Origin of the sequence: Citrobacter telavivensis, from assembly GCF_041807075.1 — a bacterium.
GTDB lineage: Bacteria > Pseudomonadota > Gammaproteobacteria > Enterobacterales > Enterobacteriaceae > Citrobacter_A > Citrobacter_A telavivensis.
The window spans coordinates 24,138-44,454 of the sequence record NZ_JBGUBF010000006.1 but is presented as its reverse complement, the minus strand read 5'-3'; the positions used below and the strand labels follow the sequence as shown (position 1 = coordinate 44,454).

Annotated in this window: 20 protein-coding genes; 16 read left to right on the top strand and 4 right to left on the bottom strand. The window is 54.9% G+C overall.

Annotated features, from left to right (window positions below):
- The first annotated feature begins 100 nt into the window (after nt 1-100).
- Complete coding sequence (gene lysC / locus ACERJC_RS20140; protein WP_046493873.1) at nt 101-1,450, top strand: lysine-sensitive aspartokinase 3; 1,350 nt, start codon at nt 101-103, stop codon at nt 1,448-1,450.
- 98 nt (nt 1,451-1,548) lie between these two features.
- On the opposite strand, the gene ACERJC_RS20135 is transcribed toward lysC, so the two are convergent.
- Genes ACERJC_RS20135 through ACERJC_RS20125 form a run of 3 tightly spaced genes read right to left on the bottom strand, consistent with a single transcriptional unit; the run spans nt 1,549 to nt 4,700 of the window.
- A complete protein-coding gene (locus tag ACERJC_RS20135; protein ID WP_373672354.1) occupies nt 1,549-2,334 on the bottom strand; it encodes a nucleotidyltransferase domain-containing protein in 786 nt (261 codons plus the stop codon).
- A 6-nt stretch (nt 2,335-2,340) separates the two neighbouring features.
- On the bottom strand, nt 2,341-3,567 hold the full coding sequence (locus tag ACERJC_RS20130; protein ID WP_373672353.1) for an RtcB family protein: 1,227 nt from the start codon (nt 3,565-3,567) through the stop codon (nt 2,341-2,343).
- Between the two features lie 5 nt (nt 3,568-3,572).
- A complete protein-coding gene (locus tag ACERJC_RS20125; RefSeq protein ID WP_373672352.1) occupies nt 3,573-4,700 on the bottom strand; it encodes a slipin family protein in 1,128 nt (375 codons plus the stop codon).
- 454 nt (nt 4,701-5,154) lie between these two features.
- On the opposite strand from ACERJC_RS20125, the gene rtcR reads away from it, so the two are divergent.
- From rtcR to ACERJC_RS20090, 7 genes are all read left to right on the top strand, one after another.
- Nucleotides 5,155-6,735: an RNA repair transcriptional activator RtcR gene (gene rtcR, locus ACERJC_RS20120; protein ID WP_373672351.1), complete on the top strand. Its 1,581-nt coding sequence runs from the start codon at nt 5,155-5,157 to the stop codon at nt 6,733-6,735.
- Nucleotides 6,736-6,846: 111 nt separating this feature from the next.
- Entirely contained in the window at nt 6,847-7,785 is a 939-nt protein-coding gene (gene panS, locus ACERJC_RS20115) for a ketopantoate/pantoate/pantothenate transporter PanS (protein ID WP_371895967.1), read from the top strand.
- Between the two features lie 243 nt (nt 7,786-8,028).
- Nucleotides 8,029-9,615 carry a PTS sugar transporter gene (locus tag ACERJC_RS20110; protein WP_152754561.1) on the top strand — a complete coding sequence of 529 codons (1,587 nt, stop codon included), beginning with the start codon at nt 8,029-8,031 and terminating at the stop codon, nt 9,613-9,615.
- 27 nt (nt 9,616-9,642) lie between these two features.
- Nucleotides 9,643-10,485 carry a beta/alpha barrel domain-containing protein gene (locus ACERJC_RS20105; protein WP_371895968.1) on the top strand — a complete coding sequence of 281 codons (843 nt, stop codon included), beginning with the start codon at nt 9,643-9,645 and terminating at the stop codon, nt 10,483-10,485.
- Nucleotides 10,486-10,500: 15 nt separating this feature from the next.
- Nucleotides 10,501-11,364 (top strand): Cof-type HAD-IIB family hydrolase, encoded by an 864-nt coding sequence (locus ACERJC_RS20100; protein ID WP_178824313.1) that lies wholly within the window; start codon nt 10,501-10,503, stop codon nt 11,362-11,364.
- Entirely contained in the window at nt 11,351-12,109 is a 759-nt protein-coding gene (locus tag ACERJC_RS20095; RefSeq protein WP_178824315.1) for a DeoR/GlpR family DNA-binding transcription regulator, read from the top strand. Before ACERJC_RS20100 ends, ACERJC_RS20095 begins: the two co-directional genes overlap by 14 nt.
- 63 nt (nt 12,110-12,172) lie before the next feature.
- Nucleotides 12,173-12,445 carry a YjbD family protein gene (locus tag ACERJC_RS20090; RefSeq protein WP_042321003.1) on the top strand — a complete coding sequence of 91 codons (273 nt, stop codon included), beginning with the start codon at nt 12,173-12,175 and terminating at the stop codon, nt 12,443-12,445.
- On the opposite strand, the gene rluF is transcribed toward ACERJC_RS20090, so the two are convergent.
- Nucleotides 12,442-13,320 (bottom strand): 23S rRNA pseudouridine(2604) synthase RluF, encoded by an 879-nt coding sequence (gene rluF, locus ACERJC_RS20085; RefSeq protein WP_373672350.1) that lies wholly within the window; start codon nt 13,318-13,320, stop codon nt 12,442-12,444. The two genes, ACERJC_RS20090 and rluF, sit on opposite strands and share 4 nt — an antisense overlap.
- Nucleotides 13,321-13,778: 458 nt before the next feature.
- On the opposite strand from rluF, the gene ACERJC_RS20080 reads away from it, so the two are divergent.
- The 8 genes from ACERJC_RS20080 (at nt 13,779) to ACERJC_RS20045 (ending at nt 20,306) form a co-directional block, all read left to right on the top strand.
- On the top strand, nt 13,779-14,732 hold the full coding sequence (locus ACERJC_RS20080; protein ID WP_373672349.1) for a sugar-binding transcriptional regulator: 954 nt from the start codon (nt 13,779-13,781) through the stop codon (nt 14,730-14,732).
- Between the two features lie 70 nt (nt 14,733-14,802).
- Entirely contained in the window at nt 14,803-15,609 is an 807-nt protein-coding gene (locus ACERJC_RS20075; protein ID WP_178828460.1) for an SDR family oxidoreductase, read from the top strand.
- A 9-nt stretch (nt 15,610-15,618) separates the two neighbouring features.
- A complete protein-coding gene (locus tag ACERJC_RS20070; RefSeq protein ID WP_152401376.1) occupies nt 15,619-16,026 on the top strand; it encodes a mannose/fructose/sorbose PTS transporter subunit IIA in 408 nt (135 codons plus the stop codon).
- Nucleotides 16,026-16,520: a PTS sugar transporter subunit IIB gene (locus ACERJC_RS20065; protein ID WP_152401374.1), complete on the top strand. Its 495-nt coding sequence runs from the start codon at nt 16,026-16,028 to the stop codon at nt 16,518-16,520. Before ACERJC_RS20070 ends, ACERJC_RS20065 begins: the two co-directional genes overlap by 1 nt.
- A 64-nt stretch (nt 16,521-16,584) precedes the next feature.
- Nucleotides 16,585-17,382 carry a PTS mannose/fructose/sorbose transporter subunit IIC gene (locus ACERJC_RS20060; protein WP_152401372.1) on the top strand — a complete coding sequence of 266 codons (798 nt, stop codon included), beginning with the start codon at nt 16,585-16,587 and terminating at the stop codon, nt 17,380-17,382.
- Between the two features lie 11 nt (nt 17,383-17,393).
- On the top strand, nt 17,394-18,218 hold the full coding sequence (locus ACERJC_RS20055) for a PTS system mannose/fructose/sorbose family transporter subunit IID (protein ID WP_046493831.1): 825 nt from the start codon (nt 17,394-17,396) through the stop codon (nt 18,216-18,218).
- A 53-nt stretch (nt 18,219-18,271) separates the two neighbouring features.
- Nucleotides 18,272-19,492: an L-sorbose 1-phosphate reductase gene (gene sorE / locus ACERJC_RS20050; RefSeq protein ID WP_373672348.1), complete on the top strand. Its 1,221-nt coding sequence runs from the start codon at nt 18,272-18,274 to the stop codon at nt 19,490-19,492.
- 1 nt (nt 19,493) lies between these two features.
- A complete protein-coding gene (locus ACERJC_RS20045; RefSeq protein WP_152401367.1) occupies nt 19,494-20,306 on the top strand; it encodes a shikimate 5-dehydrogenase in 813 nt (270 codons plus the stop codon).
- Nucleotides 20,307-20,317: the final 11 nt, after the last annotated feature.

The window sequence follows — 20,317 nt, the reverse complement described above, 5'->3', positions numbered from 1 at the left end:
GCCACACATTTTATTTATAAATACGGTATTTGCGCCTGCACCGGTTTCTGTTCTGCCTTTGTGCCCAGGTCGCTTTCTCACTCCCTGACACGAGGTTGTTATGACAGAAATCGTTGTTTCCAAATTTGGCGGTACCAGCGTCGCTGATTTCGATGCCATGAACCGCAGCGCCGACGTGGTGCTTTCCGATGCAAACGTGCGTTTAGTGGTGCTCTCCGCTTCCGCAGGCATCACTAATTTACTGGTTGCACTGGCTGAAGGTCTGGAACCCACCGAACGCTTCGAGAAACTCGACGCTATCCGCAAAATTCAGTTCGATATCCTGGAACGTCTGCGTTATCCAAACGTTATTCGTGAAGAGATCGAACGTCTGCTGGAAAATATCACCACGCTGGCGGAAGCGGCCTCACTCGCCACTTCCACCGCGCTGACGGATGAACTGGTCAGCCACGGCGAACTGATGTCTACCCTGCTGTTTGTTGAAATCCTGCGTGAGCGTCACGTTCAGGCGCAGTGGTTCGATGTGCGTAAAGTGATGCGTACCAACGATCGTTTTGGTCGCGCCGAACCTGACGTCGCGGCGCTGGCAGAACTGGCAACGCTGCAACTGACCCCACGTCTGAACGAAGGGCTGGTGATCACTCAGGGGTTCATCGGCAGCGAAGGCAAAGGGCGCACAACCACACTCGGACGCGGCGGCAGCGACTACACGGCGGCCCTGTTGGCCGAAGCGCTCCATGCCGCGCGTGTCGATATCTGGACGGACGTCCCAGGCATCTACACCACCGATCCTCGCGTGGTGCCTGCGGCGCAGCGCATTGATGAAATCGCCTTTGAAGAGGCGGCGGAAATGGCCACCTTTGGTGCGAAAGTGCTGCACCCGGCCACCCTGCTGCCCGCCGTGCGCAGCGATATCCCGGTCTTCGTCGGCTCCAGTAAAGATCCGAAAGCGGGCGGTACGCTGGTCTGCAATAAAACCCAAAATCCACCGCTGTTCCGCGCGCTGGCGCTGCGTCGCAAACAGACGCTGCTGACCCTGCACAGCCTGAATATGCTGCACTCGCGCGGTTTCCTGGCCGAAGTATTCGGTATTCTGGCGCGCCACAATATCTCGGTCGATCTGATCACCACCTCCGAAGTGAGCGTGGCGCTAACGCTGGATACCACCGGCTCGACCTCCACTGGCGATACGCTGCTGACACAGTCGCTGCTAATGGAACTGTCTGCCTTGTGTCGGGTGGAGGTTGAAGAGGGTCTCGCGCTGGTTGCGCTGATTGGTAACGATCTGTCGAAAGCCTGCGGCGTCGGCAAAGAGGTGTTCGGCGTGCTGGAACCGTTCAATATCCGCATGATTTGCTATGGCGCTTCCAGCCATAACCTCTGTTTCCTGGTGCCTGGCACCGAGGCTGAACAGGTTGTGCAGAAGCTGCACCAAAATTTGTTTGAGTAATATAGCGTCAATGCCGGATGGCGGCGCTCTGCGCTTTATCCGGCCTACAAATTTTGCCCACACAGGCCCGATAAGCGCAGCGCCATCGGGCAACGTAGTCATACCATCACCGTCTCATAAAGCAGTTTATCCAGTGCCTTCACGTCGCCTTCCCGGCTGTCCGGCAGCGTGGGCGGGATTTCGCCTCTCGCCAGTTCAGCGTGGATGAACGCATGCAGCAACGGACGGCGCGGACCATACTCCGCCTCTCCCGCACGCTGTTTGCGCGCCAGCAGTTCGTCTATCTCCTGACGTAACGGCGCCTCCAGTTCGCTTCCCGCCAGCAGTTCGGCAAAGCGCATGGGCGGAACGCCTTTACCCGCTTCGACCCAACGCACCGCCAGCAGCGGACGCAGGACGTAGAAGTATTTTTTCAGCCGCACCTCTTCTCCCTGCAAATAGCCGCGAAAGTTTTTTCGCGCCATCAAGTAGTAATGCCAACGTGCGCGAAGTGGAGAAAACCACTGCGGTATCATCGTTTTAAGTGCGCTGACCGTGACATCATCCTGCTGATAAACCACCGGGGAATCCAGCCACTCGATCAGCGTCGGGTTAGCCCCCTTCAGCAGTCCCAGCGCTTTACGCCACTCCCAGCCGCACACGTCCAGTTCATCGTCTATCGGCAGCTCGATCACATCGCGCGGCGCGTCGACCCGCAGATACCACTGTGGCGGATGAACATATAAAAACCGCACATCGTAATCACTATCCGGCGAGGCAAATCCCCAGCCGCGACTCCCTGACTCGCAGGCATACAGCACCCTGACGCCGTAACGCGTTTCCACGTCTTTGAGTTGCCGCGCGACCCGTTCGCGCATCGCGGCACTCACTGCATTTTTCGCCATCTTCTTTTATCCTTTTACACACACCACCTGCCGCAGCGTATGCACGATCTCCACCAGTGAAGACTGCGCCGCCATCACGGCATCAATGTCTTTGTAAGCCATTGGAATTTCATCGATCACCTCGCTGTCTTTACGGCATTCAACGTGGGCCGTCGCGCGAATCTGATCCTCTACAGTAAAGCGTTTTTTGGCCGCCGTTCGGCTCATGGTTCTTCCCGCCCCATGGCTGCAGGAGCAGAAGCTCTCTTCATTCCCCAGCCCACGCACGATGAAGCTTTTCGCCCCCATCGACCCCGGAATAATCCCCATCTGGCCTTTCTGCGCTGAAACAGCGCCTTTACGCGTCACCAGCACCTCTTCACCAAAGTGACGCTCTTTTTGCACATAGTTATGGTGGCAATTCACCGCTTCCTGCTGGGTGATAAACGGTTTACTCACGATGCGCGACAGCGCGGCCAGGACACGGGACATCATCACCTCCCGGTTTTGCCGGGCAAAATCCTGCGCCCATTCCACCGCTTCAATGTAGTCGTTGTAGTGCTGGCTCCCTTCCTGGAAGTACGCCAGGTTTCGGTCCGGGAGATTCGCGATATGCTGCTGCATATCCTGCTGCGCCAGCGTGATGAAAACGTTGCCGATGGCATTCCCCACGCCGCGCGAGCCGCTGTGCAACATCACCCAGACGCGCTGCTGCTCATCCAGACAAACCTCAATGAAGTGGTTACCGGTTCCCAATGTTCCCAGATGCTGATAGTTGTTGGTCTTCAGCAACGAGGGATACTTGTCAGTCAGGCGCTTAAAGCGCGGTGCCAGCATCCCCCAGTGAGTACTCACCTCCTCTGGCGGCGTATCCCACGCGCCTTTGTCGCGACGGGAGCGCGTATTCGTACGCCCGTGTGGAACGGCCTGCTCAATCGCGCTCCGCAACCCGCTGAGGTTATCCGGCAGATCGCCGGCCAGCAGCGAAGTACGCACTGCGATCATCCCACAGCCGATATCCACCCCTACTGCCGCCGGAATAATCGCCCCTTTGGTTGGGATCACGCTGCCGATAGTTGACCCTTTCCCCAGATGCACATCCGGCATCACCGCCAGGTGTTTAAAAATAAACGGCATCTTCGCCGTGTTCAGCAGTTGCTGGCGCGCTTCGGGCTCCACCGGAACGCCGTGCGTCCACATTTTCACCGGCGCCGCGTTCTGCGACGCCAACAGCGCATAGTCGTTATGTGCCATGTTTCTTATCCTTTAATGTTCACTAAGCCGTGCAGAACCTGGTCCAGGCCACCGAATACCGAGATTTTATCGATACGCTCCGCCACTCTTTCGAGGGTTTCCAGCTCTTTTAAGCGCAGCGCTACCGGGTTGTTTTCCATCACTTTCGCCGTATTCAACAGCGAGCGCGTCGCGGCCGTTTCTTCACGACGGCGGATCACGTTGGCCTGCGCCGATTTTTCCGCTTCAACCAGACGGGACAGAATCGTTTTCATATCCCCCGGCAACACGATGTCCTTCACGCCCAGCGAGGCCACGTCGATGCCATAGGGCGCCATACGGTCTTTCACCTGCGCGCTGACTACGTCATCAATCACCTGCTTATCTTCCAGCAACTCATCCAGCGTGCGCGTCCCGACGGCTTCACGCAGTGCAAACTGCAGTTCGCGGTACAGATGATCGAGCGGTTTAGTGAGCTGCGCAAAAGCCTGCAGCACGTCGCGGTAACGCCAGTTCGCCGCCAGATTCAGACGCAGGTTGACCTTATCTTTGGTCAAAATTTCCTGACCGCCCACTTCCAGTACCTGCAAACGGGTATCCACCACTTCCGCGTCAACCAGATGATTCACTTTCCAGTACGCCGTCAGACCCGGCGGCAACAGCGCCTGCGTCTCACCGTCAATTTTCAACACACCCGCATGCCAGGCCGGAACCTGCACGGTGAGCATCGCTTCTCGACCTTTAACCGCGCTGTTACGTCGCGGTTGCAGGACCGCATTCATGACCTCTGTGGGCACCTGAACCTGACGCGTATCCATACGTACCAGTTTCAACGCCTCGTCGGCTCGCCAGTACAAACGGCGCGTGGACGGCGGCAGGATCTCCTGCAACACCTCATTCATGTATAACGCCCCCGCTTCGCTGTCGTTAAGATCGACGGTCAGACCGTAACGCGTTACCCAGTCCGGCTGAAAACGGCGTAAATAATTCGCCAGCGCTTCCGGCACTTCGCTACCGTCCAGATTAACCACCAGCACCTCTGGCGTATTGAACCACGGCAGACGGTGTTCACCCGCCTCCAGAACCTGATAGTAGTCGCCGTTTTTCGCTAACAGGCCTAATTGTCCTTTGCGGATAGTGATTTTCTTCGTCATTTTTCTCTTTTCCTTATCAAAGTCAGGTGCGGGTGCGGGAGGCGAAGCTACAGGGGAATTCCCTTTTGCCTGCGGCGCGGCATCGTGACCGGCAACCTGTTTTGGGGCCTGCTGACTGCGCAGTACCCGTTTTTATTTCTATGATTAACAACCAGTTTCATTGGGAGAATGAATCGGGAATCGAACCCATTGTTCAGGTGTCATCGGTTGACGGAACACCTCCGGAAAACAGCCGCTGCCGTTCCTGACGTGCCGGCGGGGTTTAACCCCCTGCGCTTTCAACGTGTTGACGAGAGTGTTATTGCCAGAAGCGTGCCAGAACGAAAAAAAGACAAAATTAATTTTTAATTATCTGATTAATAATGGATTAATTTTTATCGCCAATAATGGTGATTGCAGATGCCTTCCGTATTTTTTATCTTTCAATATCGATATTTATCTTTTGGGATAAACCATGAAAAAGCGGCGGGTGGTGATTGGCGTGCTGGGCACGGTGCTGGATAAACGCGGCAAGCGGGCAAACCGGCTCAAGAAATGGCGACCAACGGTCGGACTGTGTCAACAGCCGGATTTCCCGGTCGATCGCCTGGAGCTTATCCACCAGCCACGCGATGCCGGGATGTGTCAGCAACTGGCGGAGGATATCAACCTGCTCTCCCCGCATACCCAGGTCCGCCCGCATGCGATCACCATTGCCGATCCGTGGGATTTCGAAGAGGTCTATGCCGCGTTCCTCGACTTTGCCACGCACTACACCTTCGATACCGAGAACGAAGAGTATCTGGTGCACATCACCACCGGCACCCACGTGGCACAAATTTGCTGGTTCCTGCTGACGGAAGCCCGCTATCTGCCCGCCAGCCTGCTGCAAACCGGCCCCGCGCCGAAGGGCGCTCCACCGGAGGACGTTGCCGCTGGCACCTGTTCTGTTATCGATCTCGATTTAAGCCGCTATGCCACGCTCACCAGTCGCTTTCAGCGTGAGCAGCAGCGGTCGGTCTCCTTCCTCAAAGCCGGTATCGAGACGCGCAATGCTACGTTCAACAAACTGATTGACCGCATTGAGCGCGTGGCCTTGCGCTCTGGCGATCCTATCCTGCTCACCGGTCCGACCGGCGCGGGGAAATCCTTCCTCGCCAAACGGATTTTCCAGCTTCGCCAGTCGCGACATCTGGTGGGTGGAAAACTGGTAGCGGTTAACTGCGCTACCCTGCGCGGCGATAACGCTATGTCGACGCTGTTTGGGCATGTGAAAGGCGCGTTTACAGGTGCACTGTCATCGCGAACCGGACTGTTACGCGAAGCCGACGGCGGGGTGCTGTTTCTGGATGAAATCGCTGAACTGGGGCTGGATGAACAGGCCATGCTGCTGAAAGCGATTGAGGAGAAAACCTTCTTCCCGTTTGGCTCCGATAAAGAGGTGCGCAGCGACTTCCAGTTGATTGCCGGCACCCATCGCGATATGCCACTGTGGGTCGCCGAAGGGCGTTTTCGCGAAGATCTCTACGCACGTATTAACATGTGGCGCTTTGCCTTGCCCGGCCTTGCCCAGCGGCGTGAGGACATTGCCCCTAACGTTGAGTATGAGTTGCAACGTTTCTCCCGCAGTCGACAGAATCAGATCCGCTTTGATAAAGAGGCGCGCGAACGCTATCTGGCGTTTGCCTGTTCGCCCCAGGCGCAGTGGCGCGGCAATTTCCGCGAGCTGAGCTCCTCCGTCGCGCGAATGGCAACGCTGGCTGAGCAAGGGCGTATTACGCCCGCCCTCGTCGAAGAAGAGATCGCGCTTTTGCAGGAGAGTTGGGGGGAGACGGCGTTGCAACCGGAACGGGAGATGGAACTCGACCTCTTTGACCGCCGCCAACTGGAAACGGTGCTCGAGGTATGCCGACGCAGCGCATCGTTGTCCGAAGCCGGACGTGAACTCTTCGCCGTCTCCCGACAGAAAAAAGCCAATCCCAACGATGCCGACCGTCTGCGTAAGTATCTGGCACGGTTCGGCCTGAGCTGGGAAAATCTCAAAGTCAGAACATGAGCATAATTTGTTTGAATAAAATTCGAACACACGATAAATAATAACAATAGCCGGGCTCGAACCCGGCTTTTTTATAACAAGCAAACACAACATTATCGCAAGGAATATAACATGCTCGCTGTACTGACCCGGCTGTTCCCGCTATGGGCGCTGCTACTCTCGGTTATTGCGTATTACACGCCAACCACCTTTACGCCTGTCGGCCCGTGGGTGACGACACTGCTGATGCTGATCATGTTCGGTATGGGCGTTCACCTGAAAGTGGATGATTTCAAACGCGTGCTTTCGCGCCCTGCGCCGGTTGCGGCCGGGATCTTCCTGCACTATCTGGTGATGCCGCTCGCGGCATGGATACTGGCGCTGGCGTTTAACATGCCGCCGGAACTCTCTGCCGGGATGGTGCTGGTCGGTAGCGTGGCCAGCGGCACGGCATCTAACGTCATGATCTATCTGGCGAAAGGGGATGTGGCGCTCTCGGTAACGATCTCATCCGTTTCCACCCTGGTGGGCGTGGTCGCCACGCCGCTGCTAACACGTTTGTATGTCGATGCGCATATTCAGGTTGATGTGATGGGCATGCTGCTCAGTATTTTGCAGATTGTGGTGATCCCGATTGCCCTGGGCCTGGTGATCCACCACCTGTTCCCGCGCGTGGTGAAGGCAGTTGAGCCTTACCTGCCTGCGTTTTCGATGGTCTGCATTCTGGCAATCATCAGCGCGGTGGTCGCGGGTTCCGCGGCGCATATCGCGTCTGTCGGATTCGTGGTGATTATCGCCGTGATCCTGCACAACACTATCGGCCTGCTCGGCGGTTACTGGGGGGGACGTCTGTTTGGCTTTGACGAGTCAACCTGCCGCACGCTGGCAATCGAGGTTGGAATGCAAAACTCAGGTCTCGCCGCCGCGCTGGGTAAAATTTACTTCGGACCGCTCGCTGCGCTGCCTGGCGCACTGTTCTCCGTCTGGCACAACCTTTCCGGTTCCCTGCTGGCCGGCTACTGGTCCGGTAAACCGATTGATGAGCAGCGGAGTGCTGTTAAAGAAAACTAATCACCTGTGAATGGGGGGAATCCCCCCATTTCTTACCTTCCTTGTTTGAACCTCATCACAAAACAACAAATATCAACACAAAACAAAAATAGAATAAATATTTTTATTTTCAGTATATTAAACAAATTCACTGAGTTTAATGATAACTAACGCCGATCTTTAAATGTTGCTTTATTTTGTTTTGATTGGGAATATGATTCCACTACAACACAGATAACCCCTTACCCTACCTTTGAGGCCGCTATGAAAAAAATTGCGATTATTGGAAGCAGTGGAGGCAACCTCTACAACCTGGGTGGCGCCGAGCCAGAAAAGTTACTCCAGGAGATTTATCAGCAGTGCGAAGCCGCAGGTGTGGATGTCGCCGCCGTGCAGTTCATCGCGGCAGATGCCTCGATGGATGTCGCTAAACCTGACACCCCCGCCTCCGTCTATGCATTAACCACAGAAAACCAAACAAAACCACAACGCATCTTCCAGGGCAAACTCTCTGAGGTGAATGCCTCCGTCGTCGAGAGCGATAGTCGGATAGCCGGAATGATCCGCCGTGGTGAGATCGACGGGATCGTCGTGATGAGCGCCGATCCGGTAAAAGCAAACCAGGCCGTTTTTGATGCCGCCGTGGAGATGAAAACCCCTATCGTCGGCACCGGAGGCACGTCGATGGCACTGGTCGCCGCAAAAGGCGCCAATGTGGTCGCGACTTCAGGCACAACCGGCACCACCAGCCGCACCCGCGCGGTCTCCTTCGTGGCCTCGCTGTGTAAATACTGGGGCATCAAGTACAAACCCCAGTTGGGCAGCGCGTCACCTTCACAGGGCGGTTCCGGAAAGAGCCTGCTCAAGCGCTTTAACATTCGCAGCATCATGATTCCAGCGCTACCGGGCTTTATCGCGATGGCGATCGTACTCGCCCTGAGCCACATTCCCGGGCTGGAAAAACTCAACGATATCTTTGAAATCCTGCTGAAAGGGCTGCCGGTGCTGGTTGCTGTGCTGGCGGCAAAACAGATTTCCGAACTTGATGAAGTTTCTATTGTGGCCGGGGTCGTCGCCGGGGTGCTTTCCGTTGAAGGCGGCCTGATCGGCGGGATTATTGGCGGCGTGATGGCCGGGATTTTTGTGCGCTGGTTGTTTGAACTGTGCCTGAACTGGCGCTTCCCGATGACCACCGTCAACATCGTTGCTGGCGGTATTTCGGGTCTGGCTGCCGGCTTGATCATGCACTATCTGTTAAGCCCACTGGCGCTCTCCGCGGGTAACTACATCAAACTGGCTATCGAAAGCACGCTGGCATTCAGTCCGATTCTTGCCGGGTTGCTGGCCGGTCTGGTTATCTGGCCTGCCATTCTGGGTGGCGTCTATCACGCGGTCATCCTGCCACTGGTGCTGCTGGAGATGGAAAAATCCGGCGTCAGCTTCCTCGGTGCAGTGGACATGGTCGGTCTGGTCATGGTCGCAGCCGGTATCAACCTGGCCAACGTCATCGCGCCACGCGAAAAAAGCGAAGCGGCCGTTGCCACACCAGGACTGCTTATCAACCTGGGCTTCGGGACCTTCGTGGAATCCGCCTACCCCTTCATGTTCGCCAACAAAATCGTCTTTGGCTCCGCCATTTTCTGGGCAGGAATGGGCGGCATGATGCTCGGCTTCTTTAACGTCAAAGGGGTGGCCTACGTTCCGGCTTTCGCCTCACCGTTCTTATCCAGCAATGCGCTGCAGATGGCTATCGTGATGGCCACCGTCATGATCATGACCTGCATTACCACCATCGTTGCGAACCGTTTTAAGGCTGTCGTACAGAGTGAATCTGTGCCGTCTGCCCGTTAATTAATGCACCAACACCAGAGGTACACCATGTTTAAAGGCGATATGAATAAAAAACGCGCCAAAGCGTTACAGAAAGTGAAAGATGCCATCGCGTTGCACGGCGGGCAAACCATCCTCAGTACGGGGATCACCGGCGACGATGCGCGCCTGGCGAAAGCGGTGTGTGAAGCAGGCGTGAAACTGCTGGAGCCCAACCATCCGGCACTGGCGTTGGCTCGCGGACACAAGGGGGTGAGCAACATGCACGCCGCGGAGCAAATCCGCCACGAAATCACCAACGGTCAGATGGCTGAAGCGGTGCACGGTGTGCGTAATGTGGTGCCGGACGACATCTTCATCACCGTGGGTATTGCGGGCGGGTTTACCGAAACGCTGCCCGTCCCGCTCAGTGAAACAGAGATTCTTGAGATTGCCCGCGCCGGGGCCGACGGTTTACACACCCACAAATCTGACTGGGACGACCTGCAGGACATCGTCAACCTCGCCCATGAATATGGCCTGACCGTTGACGCCTACATTGGTCATCCGGATGACCTGCATACCTTCGGAATTCCGGCACGCACCCCGGAAGAGGTCGCCAGCGTGGCAAAGCGCATGCAGGAGATAGGTGTCGATATGATCGGCCTGATGACCGGGATGAGCTATGAAGGCGTGGCGGCAGGCGATATCCCGCAGATGATTAAAGACCGCCTCCGGGCGCTGGTTGGCGCGGTGGAGGTTCCGACGCTGGCAGAAGGTGGTATTAACCTTGCCAATGCCAAAGCGTTTAAGGACACCGGGGTCAATATTCTGGTCGTCGGCACGGCAATCGACAATATGGTTTGCAATGCCGCTAAAGAGGCCGTAGCCCCCTTTATTGCGCACGCATAACCACAGAGAACAATAATGCTACTGGTTACCGATCTGGATGGAACATTACTGACGTCGCAGAAGACCATCAGTTCACGCACGCGTCAGGCGCTGGTTGAATTTCGCCAGCACGGCGGTCTGCTGGCCGCCTGTTCCGCCAGACCGGTCTCCTCCATGGCGCGCCTGTTACAACAGCAGCAGGTTGAGACGCTGTTTGGCTGGTGCGCCGGTTTCAACGGTGGGCAAATTCTTGAAACGGCGCAGCAGCGCATTTTGCATTCTGCCGCGCTCACCCGAATGGATCTCAGAGATATTGACCGGCATATTTCGCTGTCCCGCTATCCTCACCATTTTTTTACTCCGCAGGCAATTTATCACCGTTACGATCGCCTTATCGCTCCGTGGACATCGTATGAGGCCGACTTATTTGAGTTACCGCTTATTAACGCCGCACCAGGGAATATTTTTAATCGTCGCGATATATTTAAAATCACGCTGGTGGCAGAACACGACAGAATCGACGATCTGTGTCTGAAAATAAACAGCCTGCTGCCTGATGACTATAAGGCGACGATCACTGGCGGCAATTATATTGATATTCAACGTAGCGAGATTAATAAAGGCTATGCGATAAATGAAATCGCCCGGCAATTAAATCGACCTACCGCAGAGATTGCCGCCATTGGCGATCAGCAGAACGACGTCAGTATGTTTGCCGTTGCCGGGTTCGGCATCGCGATGGGCAACGCGCCAGAGAGTGTGAAACGTCAGGCCCGCTATGTGACAACCACGAATGATGATGAGGGTATCGTCTGTGCGCTGGAGTGGTTGCGTTGCTCTGCGCATCCAGTTACCATGCGGCAAAGCTCGACCCAGGCGGAAAATAATGAACCCGATTAAAAGAAGAAAACATATTCTTGATGAATTAAACAAATTCGGTGAAGTGACCGTTATTAAATTATCAGAAACGCTAAATGTGACCTCAGAAACCATTCGCCGCGATCTCTCTTTACTGGAGTCTGAAGGTCAGATCACCAAAATTCATGGTGGTGCAGTCAAAAAACAGGTTGTCCAGGAAGATGCATTTGGCGCAAGAATAGATGCGCATCGTGAAGAAAAAATGGCAATTGGCAAAGTCGCCGCGGGAATGGTCAGCGAGCGCGATACGCTGTTTATTGATTCATGTACCACGAATCTTATTCTTGCCGAACACTTACCTCCTCTCGCATTTTCCGTTATTACCAATTCCGCCTTAATTGCCGATAAAATAAAAGAGCATAATCTCCAGGCGCGTGTCTATGTCTTGGGCGGCGAATATGATTACCATTTCCGCGCCAATCTGGGCGTCTCGGTATGCCAGCAGATTAACGCGATTCACGCCGATATCTGCTTTATCGGTGCGGGCGGCATTTCACCGCAGCATGGCATACTCGTGAAGAGCTTTGATGAGGCTTACGTTGCCAAAGCGATGATTGCAATGAGTAAAAAATCCGTGATTCTCGCCGACCATACTAAATTTGGTCAGGACGGCGTGATGTGTATCGCCACGCTCAAAGAGATTGATCACGTCATTACGGATAAGGGATTTAAAACAACGGGTTATACACAGCAGGATTTCGCAGGAAAACTGCGTATTGCTGACTGAGCGCTATCCGCCCGTGGCGTATTGCCGTACACTGAAATCACCTGGCAGACAGAGGGCACCCGTATGGCACTCCCCCGCATTACCCAAAAAGAGATGACCGAGCGCGAACAGCGCGAACTGAAGACGCTACTTGATCGCGCCCGCATCGCGCACGGTCGTCAGTTGACCAACGCAGAGACCAACAGCGTGAAGAAAGAGTACATTGATAAGCTGATGGTCTTGCGCGAAGCCGAGGCAAAAAAAGCCCGCCAGTTGAAGAAAAAGCAGGCTTATAAACCGGATGCGGAGGCCTCTTTTTCCTGGTCCGCGAATACGCCAACGCGAGGCAGACGTTAACGCCCTTTCTTCTTACGCCCCGGCGAGGTAAAGCGTTTACCGTTTGCCGCCGGGCGTGATTTTTCTTTCTCCGCCGTCTTTTCGATTTTCACCACCGGGCGCTTGATTCCCGCCGTTTTCGGCTTCGCTTTCGCCTTCGGTTTTGCTTCCGAAGTGGAATTTTCGATAAGTTTAAACAGCGTAATTAGCTCATCATCCGTCAGGTCACGCCATTCACCCAGCGGCAGACCGGAGAGGCTAACGTTCATGATGCGCGTACGTTCAAGCTTCGTCACCTCATAACCGAAATGTTCGCACATGCGCCGGATCTGACGGTTCAGCCCCTGAACTAGGGTAATGCGAAAGACAAACGGCGCCTCTTTCTTCACCTTACATTTTTTGGTGACGGTGCCCAGAATCGGCACGCCCGCACTCATCCCACGAATAAATTCATCCGTAACCGGTTTGTCGACCGTGACCAGATACTCTTTTTCGTGATCGTTACCGGCCCGCAGGATCTTATTCACCAGATCGCCGTGGTTGGTCAGAAAGATCAGTCCCTGGGAGTCTTTATCCAGACGGCCAATCGGAAACACGCGCTTGCTGTGGTTAACGAAATCAACAATATTGTCGCGTTCGCTGTCTTCGGTGGTGCTCACGATCCCTACCGGCTTGTTCAGCGCGATAAAGACCAAATCTTCCGCTTCACGCGGCTCAATCAACCGACCATTCACCTTCACGACGTCGCCAGGCATCACCTGGTCGCCAATGGTGGCGCGTTTGCCATTGATGAAGACGTTCCCTTGCTCGATGAAGCGATCGGCTTCTCGACGCGAGCAGATTCCGCTTTCACTGATGTATTTGTTGAGTCGAATGGATGATGAGTCGGGCAGCATAATTTCTCCTTTGTACACTTTATCCTTCAGGCTGTCTCTGCGTTGGCTGCCCGCACTCACCTCAGTCACATAGTTCTGAGGATTCGCTCCCTTGCCGCCTTGATACAGCCTGAATGCTTTGTGTAATAAATGCGGAATATACCCTACCTTGCTGGCGATAAAAAATAATCGTGCGCAATGGCCTCTGCACTATTTGTGATCCGCCACACCTTTCGACACAAAAGTGTCGCCGATCTTAGCCTGCAATTTTGTTGAATGAAAATCAGCAGAATCAAGACATTAGGATGACGTGCACATCTGTGCCAACAACGATCAACCCGCACATCATATGTGCAATATAAACCGCCAGTACAGGACGTGGAAAGAAGAGAAAATCGCTTTGAACTCCCACTTTTATGAGGTTATATCAGATCAAGAAGGCTGGTTCGTGATTTGCACAAATGTGCAGGAGTCTACAGATGGCGACGGAAAACAGTGATGATATCCGCCTGATCGTAAAAATAGCGCAGCTCTATTACGAACAGGATATGACACAAGCGCAGATCGCCCGTGAACTGGGGATTTATCGCACCACCATCAGCCGCCTGCTGAAACGCGGTCGCGAACAGGGCATTGTCACTATTGCCATCAACTACGACTACAACGAAAACCTGTGGCTGGAACAGCAGCTCAAACAACGATTCGGTCTTAAAGAGGCGGTGGTGATCACCTGCGACAGCGAGCAGGAAGAGGAACAACTCGCAATGATGGGCGTGCATGGCGCGCAGTTGCTGGAACGTTTACTGGAACCCGGCGACATCATTGGTTTTTCCTGGGGACGCGCGGTATGCGCGCTGGTCGAGGGGTTGTCGCCAGCCAGCCAGTCACGTCAGTTGATCTGTGTGCCGATCATCGGCGGGCCGTCCGGCAAGCTTGAGAGCCGCTATCACGTCAATACGCTGACCTACGGCGCGGCGGCAAAGCTGAAAGGAGAATCACACCTGGCCGATTTTCCGGCGCTGCTGGAAAACCCATTGATCCGTAACGGTATTATGCAGTCTCAGCACTTTAAGTCGATTTCTGCCTACTGGGAGAATCTGGATGTCGCCCTGGTGGGGATCGGTTCTCCGGCAATTCGCGACGGCGCAAACTGGCACGCATTTTACGGTAGCGAAGAAAGCGACGACCTGCACGCCCGGCAGGTTGCCGGAGACATTTGCTCGCGCTTTTACGATATCAACGGCGTAACGGTGGAGACCAATATGAGCGAAAAAACACTCTCCATCGAAACCAACAAATTAAAGCAGGCGCGTTATTCCATCGGCATCGCAATGGGTGAAGAAAAGCTAAGCGGTATTCTCGGTGCATTACGTGGAAAATATATTAATTGTTTAGTCACTAACAGCCATACCGCTGAATTGTTATTGAAGTAGATATATTCATATTGATCCTGACGTAATTTATTTTATGCAGGATCCCCTTCTCTGAAATTGGGAGTTAATTATGCAAACGTGGTTAAACCTACAGGACAAAGTCATTATTGTAACCGGCGGTGCATCCGGAATTGGCCTGGCTATTGTCGAAGAGTTATTAGCACAAGGCGCGAATGTCCAGATGGCGGATATTCACGGCGGTGAAGCAACACATGAAGGCAATAACGGTTATCACTTCTGGCCAACGGATATTTCCAGCGCTAAAGACGTTAATCACACCGTGGATGAAATCATCCAGCGCTTTGGCCGAATTGACGGTCTGGTCAATAATGCCGGCGTTAACTTCCCCCGTCTACTGGTCGATGAAAAAGCCCCGGCTGGAAAGTATGAATTAAACGAAGCCGCATTTGAAAAAATGGTCAATATCAACCAGAAAGGCGTGTTCTTAATGTCACAAGCGGTGGCGCGCCAGATGGTGAAACAACGTAACGGCGTTATCGTTAACGTCTCTTCTGAAAGCGGGCTGGAAGGGTCAGAAGGCCAGAGTTGCTATGCCGCAACGAAGGCGGCGCTGAATAGCTTCACCCGTTCCTGGTCAAAAGAGCTGGGTAAACACGGTATTCGCGTGGTCGGCATTGCCCCCGGGATTCTGGAAAAAACCGGACTGCGCACGCCGGAATATGAAGAGGCGCTGGCCTGGACCCGCAATATCACCGTTGATCAGTTGCGCGAAGGCTATAGCAAGAACGCCATTCCGATTGGTCGCTCAGGACGCCTGACCGAAGTTGCTGATTTCGTTTGTTATCTTCTGTCAGAACGCGCCAGCTATATTACCGGAGTAACCACTAACATTGCGGGCGGAAAAACGCGCGGCTAAGGAGGCGTTATGGTTAATGCAATCTTCTGTGCTCACGGCAAACTGGCCTGCGCCATGCTGGAATCGGTGCAGATGGTTTACGGCGACGCCAACGTTGAGGCGGTAGCCTTTGTCCCCGGCGAGAACGCCAGCGATATCGTCGCGAAGCTGGAAAAGTTGGTGAGTACTCACACCAATAGTGAATGGTTGATAGCCGTTGACCTGCAGTGCGGCAGTCCGTGGAACGCCGCGGCACTGCTTGCGATGCGCAATCCGGATATTCGGGTGATCAGCGGGCTTTCCCTGCCGCTGGCGCTGGAACTGGTGGATAACCAGAGCAGTATGAATGTGGATGAACTGTGCGAACACCTGACGACCATTGCACAACAAACCTGCGTGGTCTGGCAGCATCTGGAAACGACCGAAGAGGATTTCTGATGAATATTACCCTTGCCCGTATTGATGACCGCCTGATCCACGGTCAGGTCACCACCGTCTGGTCGAAGGTGGCGAATGCTCAGCGGATTATTATCTGTAATGACGAGGTTTATAACGATGAAGTGCGCCGGACATTATTACGCCAGGCCGCCCCGCCGGGGATGAAGGTCAACGTGGTGAATATCGAAAAAGCCGTCGCGGTTTATCATAATCCGCAATATCAGGACGAAACGGTATTTTATTTATTTACCCGCCCACAGGACGCGCTGGCAATGGTCAAACAGGGCGTGAAAATTGCCACCTTAAATATTGGCGGCATGGCCTGGCGACCGGGTAAAAAACAATTAACCAAAGCCGTATCCTTAGATGACGATGATATTAATGCGTTTCGCGAACTGGATAAATTTGGCGTCAACCTGGATTTGCGCGTGGTCGCCTCCGATCCATCCATTAATATTCTCGAAAAAATAAAAGAACAGTCGTTCGCTGAATAAATAAAAGCGCCTGTGTACGTATGCTTTAACAGGCAGGGATGTTCACACTTTAAGGTGACCCATTATGGAAATCAGTACCCTACAAATTATCGCCATATTTATATTTTCCTGTATTGCCGGGATGGGCAGCGTGCTGGATGAATTTCAGACCCACCGCCCGCTCATTGCCTGTACGGTTATCGGCCTGATCCTCGGTGATTTAAAAACCGGGGTGATGCTCGGCGGGACGCTGGAGCTGATCGCGCTTGGCTGGATGAACGTCGGCGCCGCGCAGTCTCCGGACTCCGCGCTCGCCAGTATTATCTCCGCCATTCTGGTGATCGTCGGCCAGCAGAGCATCGCGACCGGTATCGCTATCGCGCTGCCAGTGGCGGCGGCAGGCCAGGTCCTGACCGTCTTCGCTCGTACTATCACCGTGGTGTTCCAGCATGCGGCGGATAAGGCCGCAGAAGACGCGCGTTTTCGCACCATCGACATCCTCCACGTCTCCGCATTGGGCGTACAGGCGCTACGCGTCGCCATCCCGGCGTTGATTGTCTCGCTGTTTGTCAGTGCTGATATGGTCAGCAATATGCTGAATGCCATCCCGGAATTCGTCACTCGCGGCCTGCAAATTGCCGGTGGCTTTATCGTGGTGGTCGGCTACGCCATGGTGCTGCGCATGATGGGCGTGAAGTACCTGATGCCCTTCTTCTTCCTCGGTTTTATCGCCGGTGGTTACCTCGACCTGAGCCTGCTGGCCTTTGGCGGCGTCGGCGCGATTATTGCGCTGGTCTACATCCAGTTAAACCCGCAGTGGCGTAAAGCCGAACCGCAGGCGCAGACCGCCTCCACCACCGCCCTTGACCAGCTTGATGACTAACGGAGCCCATCATGGAACAGAAAAAACTGACCAAATCTGACCTGTTTAGCATGTTTGTCCGCTCCAACCTGCAGCAGGCGTCTTTCAACTTTGAACGTATTCATGGGCTGGGCTTTTGCTACGACATGATCCCCGCCATCAAGCGCCTGTATCCGCTGAAGGAAGATCAGGTGGCAGCTCTCAAGCGTCATCTGGTGTTCTTCAACACCACGCCCGCGGTGTGCGGTCCGGTGATTGGCGTGACCGCCGCCATGGAAGAGGCGCGAGCGAACGGGGCGGAAATTGACGATGGCGCGATCAACGGCATCAAAGTTGGCCTGATGGGACCGCTGGCGGGCGTTGGCGACCCGCTGGTCTGGGGCACGCTGCGACCGATCACCGCCGCGCTCGGCGCGTCGCTGGCGTTGTCCGGCAACGTTCTCGGCCCGCTGTTGTTCTTCTTTATTTTCAACGCGGTCCGTCTGGCGATGAAGTGGTACGGCCTGCAAATTGGCTTCAACAAAGGAGTCAACATCGTCAGCGACATGGGCGGCAACCTGCTGCAAAAACTGACCGAAGGCGCATCGATTCTCGGCCTGTTCGTGATGGGGGTGTTGGTCACCAAGTGGACCAGTATCAACGTGCCGCTGGTGGTATCGCAAACCCCTGGCGCAGACGGCGGCACCGTCACGATGACCGTACAGAACATCCTCGACCAGCTCTGCCCCGGCCTGCTGGCGCTGGGGCTGACGATGCTGATGGTACGTCTGCTCAACAAAAAAATTAACCCGGTATGGCTGATCTTCGCCCTGTTTGGTCTGGGGATTATCGGTAACGCACTGGGCTTCCTGTCCTGATTTTTTCGCCCCGGTGGTAAGCCGGGGCTCTCGCTCAACATGAGGTGGAATATATGTTAACGACAGCTCTGCGCCTTTATGGCAAACGCGATCTGCGCCTGGAAACGTTTGAACTTCCTGAGATGCAGGACGATGAAATTCTGGCAACCGTGGTCACCGACAGCCTGTGCCTCTCCTCCTGGAAAGAGGCCAATCAGGGTGAGGATCATAAAAAGGTGCCAGACGATGTGGCAACCCACCCGATCATCATCGGCCACGAGTTCTGCGGCGATATTATCGCCGTGGGGAAAAAGTGGCGGCACAAGTTTCAGCCCGGCCAGCGCTATGTGATCCAGGCGAACCTGCAACTGGCGGATCGCCCGGATTGCCCCGGCTACTCCTTCCCGTGGGTGGGTGGCGAAGCCACGCACGTCGTGATCCCCAATGTGGTGATGGAGCAGGACTGCCTGCTGGCTTACGAAGGCGAAACCTACTTTGAAGGATCGCTGGTTGAGCCGCTCTCCTGCGTGATCGGCGCGTTCAACGCAAACTATCACCTGCAGGAAGGCAGCTATAACCACAACATGGGGATTCGTCCGCAGGGTCGCACGCTGATCCTCGGCGGGACGGGACCGATGGGGCTGCTGGCAATCGACTACGCGCTGCATGGCCCAGTCAACCCGGCGCTACTGGTGGTGACCGATACCAACGACGACAAGCTGAGCTATGCCCGTAAACACTATCCTTCTGAACCACAAACGTTGATCCACTACCTGCACGCGCAGGATGCCTCGTACGACACGCTGATGACGCTGAGCGGCGGCCACGGTTTTGATGATATTTTTGTCTTCGTGCCGAGCGAACAGCTGGTCACCCTGGCCTCTTCTCTGCTCGCTCCCGACGGCTGCATGAACTTCTTTGCCGGCCCGCAGGATAAGCAGTTCAGCGCGCCGATCAACTTCTACGACGTACATTACGCCTTCACTCACTATGTGGGCACCTCGGGCGGAAATACTGACGACATGCGCGCGGCGGTCACACTGATTGAAGAGAAGAAAGTGCAGGCGGCCAAAGTGGTGACACACATTCTTGGACTGAATGCCGCAGGTGAGACCACGCTGGAATTGCCGAAAGTGGGCGGCGGTAAAAAGCTGGTCTATACCGGGAAAGCATTACCGTTAACCGCCCTCAACCAGATTGACGATCCCGCGCTGTGCGCTATTCTGGAACGCCATCACGGGATTTGGTCTAAGGAAGCCGAACAGTATTTACTGTCGCATGCCGAGGAGATTTAACATGATTAACCGCGACACCCAGTTGTGCATGTCGCTTGCCGGTCGGCCCGGCAACTTTGGGACCCGTTTTCATAACTATCTCTATGAAAAGCTGGGGTTAAATTTCATCTACAAAGCATTCACCACCCAGGATATTGAAGCGGCGGTGAAAGGGGTTCGCGCGTTAGGCATTCGTGGCTGCGCGGTCTCGATGCCGTTCAAAGAGAGCTGCATGCCGTTTCTTGACGCCGTCGATCCGTCGGCGAAAGTGATTGATTCCGTCAATACCATCGTCAATGACGACGGCAGGCTGACGGGCTACAACACCGACTACATCGCGGTAAAAAGCCTGATCGCCAGCCACCAGCTCGACACCGCTGCGCGGGTGATGATTCGCGGCAGCGGCGGGATGGGTAAAGCGGTGATTGCCGCCTTTCGCGACGCCGGTTTTCGCGATGTGATCGTCGCCGCTCGCAACCGGGACAGCGGCCCGGCGCTGGCAAAACAGTATGGCTTTCAGTGGCAGCCGCTGCCGGAAGGCATTGCCTGTGACATTCTGGTCAACGTCACGCCCGTTGGCATGGCCGGTGGCAAAGAGAGCGATGAACTGGCGTACAGCGAGCCAATGGTCGCCAACGCCAGCGTGGTGTTCGATGTCGTCGCCCTGCCGCCGGAAACCCCGGTGATTACGCTGGCACGGAAGCTGGGTAAAAAGACCATCAGCGGCGCGGAAGTGATTGCATTGCAGGCCGTCGAGCAGTTCGCGATGTACACCGGCGTGCGCCCGGATGACGCGCTGATTGTTGAAGCAGCGGAATTTGCCCGTGCGGGATAAGAAGGGGTAAA